Consider the following 14,096-nt stretch of genomic DNA (forward strand, 5'->3'; position numbering starts at 1 on the left):
ATGCTTTTTTTGATGTCTCTTGGTATACTAAGACAGATAAGTCATGAAGAGGTGAAAGTTGTGAATGAAAGAATAAAAAATAAATTAGCTCTTTTACCAGATCAACCTGGGTGTTATTTGATGAAAGATAAAAATGGCACGATTATTTATGTAGGAAAAGCTAAAATTTTAAAAAATAGAGTGAGATCATATTTTACTGGTAGTCATGATACAAAAACAGAACGTCTAGTCAGTGAAATTGTTGATTTTGAATATATTGTAACAGAATCTAATACAGAAGCTTTGTTACTTGAAATTAATTTGATTCAAAAAAATATGCCTAAATATAACATCATGCTAAAAGATGATAAATCATATCCTTTCATAAAAATCACTAATGAAAAAGCACCAAGACTTTTGATTACGAGAAAGGTCTTAAAGGATAATGCTACTTATTTTGGACCTTATCCTGATGTGAGAGCAGCTAATGAAACTAAACGCTTACTAGATAGAATGTATCCTCTTAGAAAATGTAAAAATTTACCTAATGAAGTTTGCTTATATTATCATATGGGACAATGTTTAGGGCCTTGTGTTAATGAGGTTGTAGAAGAGCAGTACAAACAAATGGTAGAAGAAGTGAAACACTTTTTAAATGGCGGTGGTTATGTAGCTGTTCAAAAAGAGTTAGAGAAAAAAATGGAAAAAGCAGCAGAAGAGATGGAATTTGAAAGAGCAGCTGAATACCGAGATCAAATCAACGCCATTGAAACTGTTATGACAAAACAAAAGATGACCAATGCTGACTTTATTGACCGGGATATATTTGGTTACGCCGTTGATAAGGGATGGATGGTTGTTCAGGTGTTTTTTGTAAGACAAGGTAAATTAATTGAAAGACGTGTCTTTGATTTTCCTTTTTATAATGAAGCAGAAGAAGATTTCTTAACGTTTATAGGTCAATTTTATTTAGAGAGTCAGCATTTTATTCCAAAAGAAATTTTAATTCCAAAAGATATTTCAAAAGAAGATGTGGCAACTATTGTTCCGACTAAAATCTTACAACCACAACGGGGTGAAAAGAAAAAATTAGTCGAGTTAGCTAATAAAAATGCAGCTATTTATTTAAATGAACAATTTAGTTTGATTGAAAGAAAAGAAGAAAGAACTATTGGTGCTGTTGAAAATCTAGGTGAAATTATGAGGATACCTACCCCGTACCGTATAGAAGCCTTTGATAACTCTAACATTATGGGTACAGACCCAGTATCAGCTATGGTCGTTTATATTAATGGTAAACCAGATAAAAAAGAGTATCGAAAATTTAAAATTAAAACAGTAAAAGGTCCAGATGACTATGCTTCTATGGAAGAAGTTATTTTCAGACGTTATTCAAGAGTCTTAAAAGAATCACTGCCATTACCAGATTTGATTTTAATTGATGGTGGAAAAGGTCAAGTACATGCTGCACAAGAGGTCCTTGAAAATCAGTTGGGGTTAGATATACCAATTGCAGGATTGGCTAAAAATGATAAGCATAAAACCAGTGATTTACTCTTTGGAACAGACCTAGAACCTGTACCATTAAAAAGAAATTCATCTGAGTTCTTTTTACTACAAAGGATTCAAGATGAGGTACACCGATTTGCCATCACTTTCCATAGAAACACAAGAAGTAAAACAAGTTTTTCTTCTCAATTAGACAATATTGACGGATTAGGACCAAAAAGGAAAAAAGAATTGCTTAAAGCTTTCAAATCCGTGAAAAGTATTGCAGCAGCTACTGAGGAAGAAATCATTGCAACAGGAATGCCTAAAAACGTTGCTAAAGCAATTGTAGAACACTTCAATGAAAAATAACGTAGTTTTTTTGTTTAAGAAATGGTACAATAAAAAAGATTTTTTTAAAATTAAATTTAAAGGGGAATATCCGTGTCATTAATTATTAATATTATTGCGATTGCTACTACGTTCGCGTCTATGCTGTATTTTTACTATCACAGCAACTTAGCAAAGAAAACAGTTTTAGGTCAAAAAGTCTTAGCTTTTACTAGTCAAATTACTATGAGTGCTTTTATTTTAGGTTTAGGAGTTATTTTAATTGAATTAAATGCTTTTGGTTTATCAAGATCTAAATTTGTGGATCACTTGTTACTATATGGTGCATTTGTTGGATTAGTGAATGCTTTAAGTTTATGGTATTTTTCACGTACTTTAAAAGAGGATTAAACTGTATAAATAAAGAAATTTAACTGTAATAGTTTCAATCAATTGACATTTTTGTGAAATACTCCTATAGTGAAATAGAATTAACGTATGGAGGGAATAGGAAAAGATGAACAAGCCAAAAATTGTTATTCTTGGAGCAGGTTATGCTGGATTAAAAACAGCTAAACAATTGCAAAAGAAAAATGTCAATGCTGAAATTATTTTAGTAAACAAAAATGAGTACCACTACGAGTCAACACAATTACATGAGGTTGCTGCAGGAACAGAACCAGGAAGTAAAATTAGTTTCAATATTGCAGATGTTATTGACTCTAACAAAGTAACATTTATTCAAGATGAAGTAACTTTAATTAAAAAAGAAGAAAAGAAAGTTATTTTAGCTAAAAAAGGCGAAATCTCTTATGATTATTTAGTGATTGCTTTAGGGTTTGAATCAGAGACATTTGGTATCCCTGGAGTTAATGAATTTTCTAAACCTTTAGTAGATATTAAAACAGCAGAAGCTGCTCGTCAGTATTTAGATACTAATTTAGCTAACTATGCTAAATCAAAAAACGAAGCAGATTTATCTATTGCAGTTTGTGGAGCTGGATTTACAAGTATTGAATACTTAGGAGAAATTACTAATCGTATTCCTAAATTAGCTGAAAAATTAAATTTCCCAGCTGATAAAGTGAAAATCACTTGTATCGAAGCTATGCCAACATTATTACCAATGTTCTCAGAAAAACTAGGAACTTATGGTATTGATGTTCTTAAAAAACGTGGTGTTAACTTTATTGTTGGCACACCAATTAAAGAAATTAAAGAAAACACTGTTGTTTACGAACAAGAGGGTGAATTAAAAGAACTAACAGCCAATACTGTTATTTGGACAACTGGAGTACGTGGTAGTGCTGTTGTAGGTGAATCAGGATTTGATGAGCGTCGTGGACGTGTTGTTGTTGAATCTGATCTTTCTGTAGCTGGATTCCCAGAAGTATTTATGATTGGGGATGTTAGTGCTGTTATGGATGGTGATTCAGGTCGTCCATTCCCAACTACTGCACAAATTGCTTTACAACAAGGTGCTTACTTAGGTAATGCTCTTGCTGCTAAATTAAACAACCAATCAGTTGAAGCATTTACTTACAAACCATTAGGAACAGTTGCTTCTATTGGTAATAACGTTGGTTTAGGTAACGTTATGGGTAAAGAAGTTAAAGGTTATATTGGTTCTATTATGAAGAAAAATATTATCAATAAATCACTTGTAACAACAGGTGGAACTAAAACACTTCTTAAAAAAGGTCGTTTTGACTACTATCATTAAAAATAAATAAATATGAGAGAGTTTCTTTAAATAGAGACTCTCTCTTTTTTGTGTTGACAGAAAATAAAAAATAATATAGTATATCACTTAACGATATATCACATGATGATATATCTGTTGATGATATATTTTGAAAGAGGGGATGAAAAGGTGAATGAGCCGTTAACAGACTCTAATTATCTAATTCTTTTGGCATTATTAGAACCAAAACATGGATACGCCATTATGAAAGATATATCTGATATCACAGAGGGAAACGTATCAATCGGTCCTGCGAGTATGTATACTATTTTAAAAAAACTATTGAAAAACGAATGGATTACGTTGGAACAAGATGATGACCGGAAAAAAATCTATTTGATTACAGACTCAGGGATTAAAAAGTTAGAAGAAGAAGTTGAAAGAAGAAAATTATTTTATTTAGCTGGGGACAGATTACTTTCGGAAGCACGAGGTGGTCAGAATTGATTATTAAGGAGAAAAAGTATGTTATCTCAAAGGGTTTGGCTTTTTATGCAGAAATGGAGAGTCGAAGGTTAGAAAAAGAGTTAGCAGATGGTTGGGAAATGGATAAAATTAATTGGCTTGGTTTTTATCGGTTGAAAAAAGTAAAACCAGAAGAAGCTCAAATAGTTATTGATTTTTATCCAGGTAAGAAAAATGAAATAGATGAGTATTTAGATATTTACGAAGCGGCAGGTTGGGAAAAAGTAACAAGTTACAGAAATCGTTACTTTGTTTTTAAATCAGATGTCGGAACGGAAGCAGTTTACACAGATGAAGAAAGTTATGCCTCAAGATTAAAAAAAGAAAAATTATGGATGATTTTAAATTCTTTTTACTTTTTTATTTTCGGTTTAATAGGTCTGTTACTTATAAAGCTACCTAATATTAAAGAATGGCTATTAGAGGTTAAACCACTTTATTTTATTTTAGTGATGGTGACTGAATTAAGTTTAATGGTACCGCTAATTGTGACTGCATTAATGCTGTATTACAAAGTTATTTACGCCAAACGGCAAATTTATTATAAAGAGCCCAAGAGTTATGCTAAGAAGCAACATTTCTTTATCGATTTAATTCTAGCAGGATTAATTGGAGCTTTCTTAGGTGGTATTATTGGGTTCTTATCAGGGTACTTTGAATTATTTTAAGGAGGATTTGTATGTTAGAAGTTGAAGGTTTAACAAAAGCATTTGGAGAGATGAAAGCAGTTGATAACGTCTCGTTCCGTATACCAGATGGTAAAATTTTAGGTTTAATTGGTCAAAACGGGGCTGGTAAATCAACAACATTCCGCTTGATACTAAATTTTTTAGATCAAGATAAAGGAACGATTAGTTGGAATGGTCAACTTATTAATGAGGAAGACTACAACATCATTGGTTATCTACCTGAAGAACGTGGTTTATATCCTAAAGTAACAATCGAAGATCAATTAATTTATTTTGGTCGTTTACGCGGAAAAAGTAAAAAAGAAATTGTGCCATTAATTGATAAATGGATGGAGAAGTTTCAAGTTAAAGGTAAAAAAACTGACAAAGTAAAATCTCTATCAAAGGGAAATCAACAAAAAGTTCAGTTGATTTCAACCTTAATTCATGAGCCTAAATTAGTTATTCTAGATGAGCCTTTTAGTGGTCTGGATCCAGTGAATGCTGAATTATTAAAGCAAGGAATTATTGAATTAAAAGATCAAGGTTCATGTGTTATTTTCTCAAGTCATAACATGGAAAATGTGGAACAAATCTGCGATCATTTAGTGATGCTTAAAAATGGGAAAATGGTATTAAATGGCCGAGTTGATGAAATTCGTGAACAATTTGGTAGAACACAACTTCAAATTGAAACAACTATTTCAAAAGAAGAACTTGAAAGTATATCAGGTGTTTTAGAGGTTATTGAGAAAAGAACAAATGTCTTTAATATTCGATTAGAAGACCCAAGTGTTGGTAAAGTAATATTTGATAAAGCGCTAGAATTAACAGACTACTTGCCAGTATTTAATCAACAACCACCAACATTAGAAGAAATATTTAAATTAAAAGTAGGTGAAGAAAATGAATAAATTTTGGGTAGTCGCTTTAGAAACGTATAAAAAACAAGTTAAATCTGTTAGTTTCGTAATGATGATTTTAGCACCACTTTTATTTTTAGGAATTTCTGCTGGTAGTGGTTATTTTGGTGCTCAATTTAATAAATTAAATGAAATTGCTGTGTTTAGTGAAACAGAAGGAATTCAGGAAGCTTTTATTGAGCAAAACAAAGAGCAATTTGATTTTAATAAAAAAATCAAAACAGAAGCTGAAGCTAAAAAAGCTTTAGAAAATGAAGAAATTGATGGCTTTATTGATATAACGGTTAATGGTACGTCTGTTGAAGGAAACTATATTGGAACTAAATCTTTAGGAATGGAAAGTATTCAAAGGATTCAGCAAAGTTTAAGTCAAATTCAATTAGGCATTACAAGTGCTAGTCTTTCTTTATCTCAAGAAGAAGTTGGAAAATTAATGTCACCAGCTGCTTTTTCTGAAAAACAAGTTGAAGTGAAAGATGGTAAAATCCAAGATAGTAAAGATAATCGTCCTGTAATGATGATTGTTGGCATGGCAGTTATTTTCATGATGTACTTTATTGTCTTACTATATTCATCAATCACAGCTCAAGAAGTCGCATCAGAAAAAGGAACACGTATTATGGAAGTGATTCTTTCAAGTACAACTGCTTCAAAACATTTCTACGGTAAAATCACTGGTATTTCCTTGGTTATTTTAACTCAAGTAGGAGTATATCTTGTAACTGGTTTATTAGGATATTTCTTTGTTAAAGATATGGACATGGTTCAATCATTCTTTAAAGAGATACCCGCTAATGAATTATTAAAAGGTTTACTTGGTTATAACTTATTATACTTATTATTTGGTGTCTTAATCTATACGATATTAGCTGCTTTCCTAGGTTCTCTTGTAAGTAAAGTGGAAGACTCAGCAAAAGCGGCAGCACCAATTACTTATTTAACAATGATCGGCTTTTTAGGAAGTATGATGGTCGGTATGAGTAACCCACAAAGTATTATTATTAAAGTGATGTCATTTATTCCATTCTTATCATCATTTGGTATGCCAATCAGAATTGCTAATAATGATGTGAGTAATATGGAAGTTTTAATTTCATTAGCAATTTTAGTTGCTAGTATTGTTCTTTTATTAAGATTATCTGCAAAAGCGTATAAATCAACTGTTTTAATTTACAGTGATAAGAGTATGATGCATGTTTTTAAAGATGCTATGAAATTCTCTAAATAAATTTGTGCCAAAAATGTGCCAAATTATTTAAAAATCTTACTAAATCTCACTAAAGCAAAAAAAGAAACGCTTATTTAACAGCGTTTCTTTTTTTGCTTTATTCTTAAAGATACTGTTTACGTGGACGGTAGGAGTCGAACCTACACCATGCATATAGGAAAAAACTTTCAGCTATACGAGTATAACACCAAGTTCATCCACTAAATTTAACTTAGTCTTATTATGCCTTAAAGTCTTTAAGAAAGCTTAAAGTAATTTTGAAGAAATATCTAATAATTTAGAGTAAAATGTAAATAGTTTGAAAGAAAGTATGGTGGTAGATTGATTTCTCTAATTTTAACAAGTATTAGTTTATTTATCGCAACAAATGTAGATGATCTAATATTGTTAATTATGTTTTTTGCTCTATACAGAGTGACTCAAAAAAGAAAAGAAGTAGTGATTGGGCAGTATTTAGGAATGGGAGCCATTATTTTTATTAGTGTTATTATTAGTTATACGATTGGAAAATTGGATTTATTTGAATTGAAATGGTTAGGAGTCATCCCAATATTACTTGGAGTTAAAACGTTATTTGAAAAATCTGAAGATGAAGAGACTCTAGAGAAAAAGAATAGTGCATTAATTAGCCAAGTGGCATTTCTAACACTGCTAAATGGAACGGATAATATAGTGGTTTATGTGTCGTTGTTTAGCCCGTTGTCTGTAGGGGCAATGTTTTTAAGTATTATTATTTTTTTAATAATGACAGCTTTTTGGTGTTTAATGGCTATGAAGTTAGTTAGTCACAAAGGTGTAAGTGAAAAATTAATAAAATACAAACACTACTTAGTACCTGTTGTATTAATCTATGTTGGATTAAATATGTTATTTGGATAAAAAGAAAAAACCAAAACTTGAAATAAGTTTTGGTTTTTTTGATAATCTTAAAGTAATTTGTTGTAGAATTCTACTACGTATGACTCATCGATATCTTGAGATAACTCTTCACGTTCAGGTAAACGAGTTAAGCTACCTGATAAAGTGTCAGCATCAAAGCTAACGAATGCTGGACGGCCTAATGTAGACTCAACAGCTTCTTTAATGAATGTTACATCTTTAGATTTTTCACGAACAGAAATAACTTGTCCTGGTTCAACGCGGTATGATGGAATATCAACGCGTTTTCCGTCAACTAAGATATGACCGTGGTTTACAAATTGACGAGCTTGACGACGTGTAGTAGCTAAACCTAAACGGTAAACTACGTTGTCTAAACGTTGCTCTAGTAAGATCATGAAGTTAACACCGTGTTTACCTTCTTTGATTTGACCAGCAGCTACGAATAAGTTACGGAATTGACGCTCTGTTAATCCGTAAGTGTGACGTAATTTTTGTTTTTCAGCTAATTGTAAGCCGTACTCAGATTTTTTAACACGGCTGTTAGGTCCGTGTTGACCTGGTGCGTATGGACGACGAGCTAATTCTTTACCAGTTCCTGATAATGAAACGCCTAAACGTCTTGATAATTTCCAACTTGGGCCAGTATAACGTGACATAAATAATTCCTCCAATAAAATTCTTTTGATTTGGAGTAAAATAATTTCTTAAAAATATTAACATCCGCTTAGTTTATTTTTCAATCTTCACCCTTGCAGCCGTGGCTACTCAATTGAACCTAAAACTTAGGCAAACAAACTAATAACGAGCTGTTTATTTTTTAGCTGCATTATTTTACACAAATTATATTATACAATGAAAGAAGCTAGATAGTCAATAAAAAAAGTAATAACAAAAATTTATAGATTTTTGACGGTTTTTTTTCATTTTTAGATACAATTAAGAAGCTAATTATGATAGATTGTATAAGAATAAAATTTAAACAGACCGTTTAAATAGGAGAAAGGGAATTTGGTAATGGAATATAAATCTGATTTAATGGAGAAAATTGATGCTTCAATAGCAAAAAAAAATCAATTAATTGACGCACACTTTGGAAGGTACGCTGTAAGATCTATTTTAGCAACACTTTACTTAAGCTTAGGTTCGGCAATTGCGATTGGTTTAGGATTAAAGTTTGATGGAGGAGTTGGAAAAGCTTTATACGCTTTTGCTTTTGGTTTAGGGTTATCATTAATTATCTTCTTAAATGCTGAGCTTGGAACATCTAATATGATGTATATGTCAGTAGCTGCTTATCGTAAGAAATTATCTGTAGCAAAAGCAGCTAAAATCTTATTTGTTTGTGTGTTATTCAACTTAATTGGTGCTTTGGTCATTGCGTATCTCTTATCACTTACAGGTGCTTTTAATTCACTACCTGCGGATAATTTTTTAGTCCATATAGTAGAAGGTAAGTTTGAAAAGGGTGTTATCCAGACTTTAGTTGAAGCTATGTTTGCCAATATTATTGTTAACTTAGCTATTTTAATGTCAATGAAAGCAAAGGATGATATGGCTCGTTTTTCAATGATTTTATGTGTTATCTTCATCTTTACTTTCTTAGGGTTTGAGCACGTTATCGCTAACTTTATTTACTTCCCATTAGCTTTCTTCACATCAGGTGGAGCAGTAGCTGGTATGACAGTAGCTTCAGTTAGCACAAATATTGTTTTAGCTTTTATTGGAAACTTTATTGGTGGCGGATTAGTGATTGGTGTTACTTACGCATGGTTAAATAAAGATCAAACAGTTAAATACTTAGATTAAAATTAAAAAACAAGAGGAGAAACTTTAGACTCCTCTTGTTTTTTGTTATACTCAGACTAGTTAATTTAAGGAGGGGAAAAAATGTCCCGAAAACTAATTGTTTTTGACATAGATGGCACCTTAATTACAGACGACCACATTCTCTTAGAGGAAACGCGTCAAGCCATTCAAACATTAAAACAAAAAGGCCATATGGTTATGGTAGCAACAGGTAGAAGTTTACCAATTGCAGTAGATGTATTAGAAGAAGCGGATATTCAAGATAGCATTTTAAGTAATGGAGCAGTAGCTTTTGTAGATGGGGATCAAATTTTTGGTAATGCTCTAGATGAAAAAGCGTTAGAAAAGCTCGTTAAAATCAGTGATGAAGAAAAAATTGATTTAGTATTTAATGGTTTAACAGAAACTAAAATGAGAAATGAAGATTTTCAAGCAGAAACTAAACTTGCTATGGAAAGTTTTGGCGAAGACATGCCAGAAATTGACCGTGATTTTCATAAAAGAGAACAAGTTTATCAAATAGTTGCTTTATTAAGTGAAGAAAAAATGCCTGCTTATGAAGGTAAGTTTCCTGAATTTCGTTTTGTTAGATGGCATGAATATGGAATTGATGTGTTACCAAATAATGGTTCTAAAGCAGAAACTCTAAAACACGTTGCGAACAAATATGGTTTTGAAAGAGAAGATATTGTTGCTTTTGGTGATGGAAACAATGACATGGAAATGCTTGCTTATGTTGGTGTAGGAATTGCCATGGAAAATGCTAAGGAAGAACTAAAAGCTGTTAGTGATTTTGTCACATTGTCTAATAATGATGGCGGAATTTGCCATGGATTGAAAGAATACGGCTTAATATAAGAAAAAGGATTGTGACACAAGTGCGTCACAATCCTTTTTTACAAACTAAACGGTGTCACAGAAGTAGCTTCTTCGGAAATAAGCCGAAATTCACAAAAATTTGAAAAACAATTTTCGTGAGTTCCTTCTTATTTCTTGAAGCTGAACACTCCTGTCACAACCTTTTATATTAGCTTAATAATAAAACATCGTCTGGTGCATAGTTAGGATTTGTTTTATCAATGTGATCGTAGAACATGACACCATTAATATGGTCAATTTCATGTTGAACGACAATAGCAGCGTAGTTTCTTAAACGAATTTTATGAGATTCCCCGTCCTTATCAAAGTAAGAAATAGTCACTTTAGCATTTCTAACAACTAAGCCAGGAACGTGACGGTCTACAGATAGACAGCCTTCTCCTTCTTCAATAGCCGCTTGTTGAACTGAGTGACTTAAAATTTTAGGGTTGTACATAACTGTACTTAGAAATGGCTCATCACTATCTTCTTCCATACTTGGAATTTCAATTGCGATAATTCGCTTAGAAATAGCAAGTTGGGGAGCGGCTAATCCAACGCCACCTCTTAAACCATATTTTTCAGCAAGCTCAGGGTCTTGACTATTTTTCAAAAATTCAGTCATTTTTTCCCCAAGTTCAATATCTTCTGCTACTAAAGGGAATGAAACTTCTTTTGCCACTTCTCTAAGTGCAGGATGTCCTTCACGAACGATGTCATCCATTGTAATCATGAGTGGTTACTTCCTTTCTATATCTATTCACATTATTTTAGCATAGCTTTTCCTAATAAGTGTAATATTTGTTTCTTTAAAAGGAAAGAAATTTATTTTTTTAAGGGGAATGAGCGTCGAAAAATCTTGCTTTTAGTGTGAAAATCGTGTAAAGTACCATTGTGTGATAAAACACACCATTTCCTACAACTAGGTTTTTTGAATCACCAACGAACTACTTAGTTATAGGGCAAAATAATATTAAGAGGTGAAAGAAATGGCAATTACAAAAGAACGTAAAAACGAAATCATCAAAGAGTACGCTCGTCATGAAGGAGATACTGGTTCTCCAGAAGTACAAATTGCAGTATTAACAGCTGAAATTAATGCACTTAATGAGCATGCACAAGTACACAAAAAAGATCATCATTCATACCGTGGACTAATGAAAAAAATTGGTCACCGTCGTAACTTATTAGCTTACTTACGTAAAAATGATGTTCAAAGCTACCGTGAATTAATTAAGAGCTTAGGTTTACGTCGTTAATTTTTAAACATTTAAGAAAAGTGAGGTCTGGTTTGGATCTCGCTTTTCTTTTAAAAAAATAGCGCACAATGAAGGTGACACTACTATACAAATGTGAGGGTTTTTCCTAAAATTTTGACATTTGTTTAGTAGAACTTATCATTTGTGTGACATAAGGAGATTATAAAATGTTAAATTCTGAAAAAAGAGTTTTTGAAACAACTTGGGGCGGACGTCCTTTATCAGTTGAAATTGGTCAACTAGCTAAACAAGCAAATGGTGCTATTTTAGTAAGATATGGTGACACAGTTGTTTTATCAGCAGCAGTGGCTTCAAAACAAGCAAAAGATGTGGATTTCTTCCCATTAACAGTAAACTACGATGAAAAAATGTATGCTGTAGGTAAAGTACCAGGTGGATTCATTAAACGTGAAGCTCGACCAAGTGAAAATGCAACATTAACTGCTCGTTTAATCGACCGTCCAATTCGTCCAATGTTTGCCGAAGGTTTCAGAAATGAAGTTCAAATCACAAACGTTGTTATGAGTGTGGAACAAGATTGTCAACCAGAAATGGCTGCAATGTTAGGTTCTTCATTAGCTTTATGTGTATCAGATATTCCTTTCAATGGACCAATTGCTGGTGTTGATGTTGGTCGTGTTAATGGTGAATACATTATTAACCCAACAATTGAGCAATTAGAATCATCAGATATTGAATTAACAGTAGCTGGTACTAAAGATGCCATTAACATGGTAGAAAGTGGTGCTAAAGAAGTATCTGAGGAAGATATGTTAGGAGCACTTTTATTCGGTCATGCTGAAATTAAACGTCTAGTAGCTTTCCAAGAAGAAATTGCTAATGAAATTGGCAAAGAAAAAATGGAAATCTCACTATTACAAGTTGACGCTGACTTAGAAAAAGAAATCAATGATACTTATCAAGCTCGTATGGTTGAAGCGATTCAAACAGAAGAAAAGTTAGCTCGTGAAGATAACATTGATGCTTTAAAAGAAGAAATCAAAGCGTTCTACGAAGAAAAATTTGCAGAAGATGAAGAATTAGCTAAGTGGATGAAAGAAGTTCGTCAAATCTTAGAAGACATGGAAAAAAATGAAGTACGTCGTTTAATTACAATTGATAAAGTACGTCCAGATGGTCGTAAAATCGATGAAATTAGACCTTTAGCTTCTGAAACAGGTATTTTACCACGTGTTCATGGTTCTGGACTATTCACTCGTGGACAAACTCAAGCTTTAACTACTTGTACTTTAGCACCCCTTGGTGAACATCAAATTATTGATGGTTTAGGAGTAGAAGAAAGTAAGAGATTTATCCATCACTATAACTTCCCTCAATTCTCAGTTGGTTCAACTGGACCTAGTCGTGGACCAGGTCGTCGTGAAATTGGTCACGGTGCTTTAGGGGAAAGAGCATTAGCTCAAGTTATTCCAAGTGAAGAAGATTTCCCATACATGATTCGTTTAGTATCAGAAGTATTAGAGTCAAATGGTTCATCATCACAAGCAAGTATTTGTGGTGGAACACTAGCTTTAATGCATGCAGGTGTGCCAATTAAAGCACCAGTTGCAGGTATTGCAATGGGACTTGTTATGGATGATGATAACTACACAATTTTAACAGATATCCAAGGTATGGAAGACCACTTAGGAGACATGGACTTTAAAGTGGCTGGTACTGCAGCAGGTATTACTGCTCTTCAAATGGATATTAAAATTGAAGGAATCACAGAACAAATCCTAACAGAAGCTTTAGCTCAAGCTAAAAAAGCACGTATGGAAATCTTAGCCAACTTAACAGCAACAATTGCTGAACCAAATAAAGAGTTAAGCCCATATGCACCTAAGATTGAAATGATCCAAATTAAACCAGATAAGATTAAAACAGTTATTGGTAAAGGCGGAGAAACAATCAATAAGATTATTGAAGAAACTGAAGTTAAGATTGATATTGATCAAGAAGGTAATGTAAGTATTGCTCATTCAGATCAAGAGAAGATTAACCGTGCTATCGAAATTATTAAAGAATTAGTTCGCGAAGTAGAACTTGGTGAAGTTTACTTAGCTAAAGTAGTTCGTATTGAAAAATTCGGAGCTTTCGTTAACTTATTTGGTAATAAAGATGCCTTAGTTCATATCTCTCAATTAGCTCACGAAAGAGTAGCTAAAGTAGAAGATGTTCTTAAGATGGGTGACGAAATTTTAGTTAAAGTAACTGAAATCGACAAACAAGGACGCGTTAATGCTTCTCGTAAAGTCATGATTGAAAAACCAAAAGAAGAAAAAACTGAAGAAAAATAATAACCATAAAGCAGTGTAAGTATTAATACTTACATTGCTTTTTTGTACAACTTTCAAAAAATATTTATATTAGTAGGAGATAGCTCTGTAAAAATGTATACTCAATGTGAATAATCTAAAAAGAAAGGCTAAGGAGCACAAAATGAAATTAGTGATTGATATTGGT

14 protein-coding genes are annotated in these 14,096 nt (G+C 32.5%); 12 read left to right on the forward strand and 2 right to left on the reverse strand.

Features of this window, described 5'->3' with window-relative positions; translation table 11 throughout:
* Positions 1 to 60: 60 nt before the first annotated feature.
* The 8 genes from uvrC (at position 61) to DFR54_RS03145 (ending at position 7,704) form a co-directional block, all read left to right on the forward strand.
* Positions 61 to 1,839 (forward strand): excinuclease ABC subunit UvrC, encoded by a 1,779-nt coding sequence (gene uvrC, locus DFR54_RS03110; RefSeq protein WP_114288876.1) that lies wholly within the window; start codon positions 61 to 63, stop codon positions 1,837 to 1,839.
* Between the two features lie 72 nt (positions 1,840 to 1,911).
* Positions 1,912 to 2,208, forward strand: coding sequence for a hypothetical protein (locus tag DFR54_RS03115; protein ID WP_086342048.1), 297 nt, complete (start codon positions 1,912 to 1,914; stop codon positions 2,206 to 2,208).
* A 106-nt stretch (positions 2,209 to 2,314) separates the two neighbouring features.
* On the forward strand, positions 2,315 to 3,520 hold the full coding sequence (locus DFR54_RS03120; protein ID WP_114288877.1) for an NAD(P)/FAD-dependent oxidoreductase: 1,206 nt from the start codon (positions 2,315 to 2,317) through the stop codon (positions 3,518 to 3,520).
* 150 nt (positions 3,521 to 3,670) lie between these two features.
* Complete coding sequence (locus tag DFR54_RS03125; RefSeq protein WP_114288878.1) at positions 3,671 to 3,988, forward strand: PadR family transcriptional regulator; 318 nt, start codon at positions 3,671 to 3,673, stop codon at positions 3,986 to 3,988.
* Entirely contained in the window at positions 3,985 to 4,674 is a 690-nt protein-coding gene (locus tag DFR54_RS03130; protein ID WP_114288879.1) for a DUF2812 domain-containing protein, read from the forward strand. Before DFR54_RS03125 ends, DFR54_RS03130 begins: the two co-directional genes overlap by 4 nt.
* An 11-nt stretch (positions 4,675 to 4,685) precedes the next feature.
* Positions 4,686 to 5,588, forward strand: a complete 903-nt coding sequence (locus DFR54_RS03135) for an ABC transporter ATP-binding protein (RefSeq protein WP_114288880.1) — start codon at positions 4,686 to 4,688, stop codon at positions 5,586 to 5,588.
* Entirely contained in the window at positions 5,581 to 6,825 is a 1,245-nt protein-coding gene (locus DFR54_RS03140; RefSeq protein WP_114288881.1) for an ABC transporter permease, read from the forward strand. The genes DFR54_RS03135 and DFR54_RS03140 overlap by 8 nt, the downstream gene beginning before the upstream one ends.
* A 321-nt stretch (positions 6,826 to 7,146) precedes the next feature.
* Positions 7,147 to 7,704 carry a cadmium resistance transporter gene (locus DFR54_RS03145; RefSeq protein WP_114288882.1) on the forward strand — a complete coding sequence of 186 codons (558 nt, stop codon included), beginning with the start codon at positions 7,147 to 7,149 and terminating at the stop codon, positions 7,702 to 7,704.
* Positions 7,705 to 7,751: 47 nt separating this feature from the next.
* On the opposite strand, the gene rpsD is transcribed toward DFR54_RS03145, so the two are convergent.
* Positions 7,752 to 8,363, reverse strand: a complete 612-nt coding sequence (rpsD, locus tag DFR54_RS03150) for a 30S ribosomal protein S4 (protein ID WP_114288883.1) — start codon at positions 8,361 to 8,363, stop codon at positions 7,752 to 7,754.
* A gap of 358 nt (positions 8,364 to 8,721) precedes the next feature.
* Here rpsD and DFR54_RS03155 point away from each other — a divergent pair, with 358 nt between their 5' ends.
* Both DFR54_RS03155 and DFR54_RS03160 read left to right on the forward strand, forming a co-directional pair.
* Positions 8,722 to 9,513: a formate/nitrite transporter family protein gene (locus tag DFR54_RS03155; RefSeq protein WP_086342767.1), complete on the forward strand. Its 792-nt coding sequence runs from the start codon at positions 8,722 to 8,724 to the stop codon at positions 9,511 to 9,513.
* 81 nt (positions 9,514 to 9,594) lie between these two features.
* Positions 9,595 to 10,371, forward strand: a complete 777-nt coding sequence (locus DFR54_RS03160; RefSeq protein ID WP_114288884.1) for a Cof-type HAD-IIB family hydrolase — start codon at positions 9,595 to 9,597, stop codon at positions 10,369 to 10,371.
* 169 nt (positions 10,372 to 10,540) lie between these two features.
* On the opposite strand, the gene def is transcribed toward DFR54_RS03160, so the two are convergent.
* Positions 10,541 to 11,104: a peptide deformylase gene (gene def, locus DFR54_RS03165; RefSeq protein WP_086342057.1), complete on the reverse strand. Its 564-nt coding sequence runs from the start codon at positions 11,102 to 11,104 to the stop codon at positions 10,541 to 10,543.
* A gap of 256 nt (positions 11,105 to 11,360) precedes the next feature.
* Here def and rpsO point away from each other — a divergent pair, with 256 nt between their 5' ends.
* Both rpsO and pnp read left to right on the forward strand, forming a co-directional pair.
* Positions 11,361 to 11,630, forward strand: a complete 270-nt coding sequence (gene rpsO / locus DFR54_RS03170) for a 30S ribosomal protein S15 (RefSeq protein WP_086342058.1) — start codon at positions 11,361 to 11,363, stop codon at positions 11,628 to 11,630.
* A 167-nt stretch (positions 11,631 to 11,797) separates the two neighbouring features.
* Positions 11,798 to 13,930: a polyribonucleotide nucleotidyltransferase gene (gene pnp, locus DFR54_RS03175; RefSeq protein WP_114288885.1), complete on the forward strand. Its 2,133-nt coding sequence runs from the start codon at positions 11,798 to 11,800 to the stop codon at positions 13,928 to 13,930.
* Positions 13,931 to 14,096 lie beyond the last annotated feature (166 nt).

Source organism: Vagococcus fluvialis, assembly GCF_003337315.1.
Lineage (GTDB): Bacteria > Bacillota > Bacilli > Lactobacillales > Vagococcaceae > Vagococcus > Vagococcus fluvialis.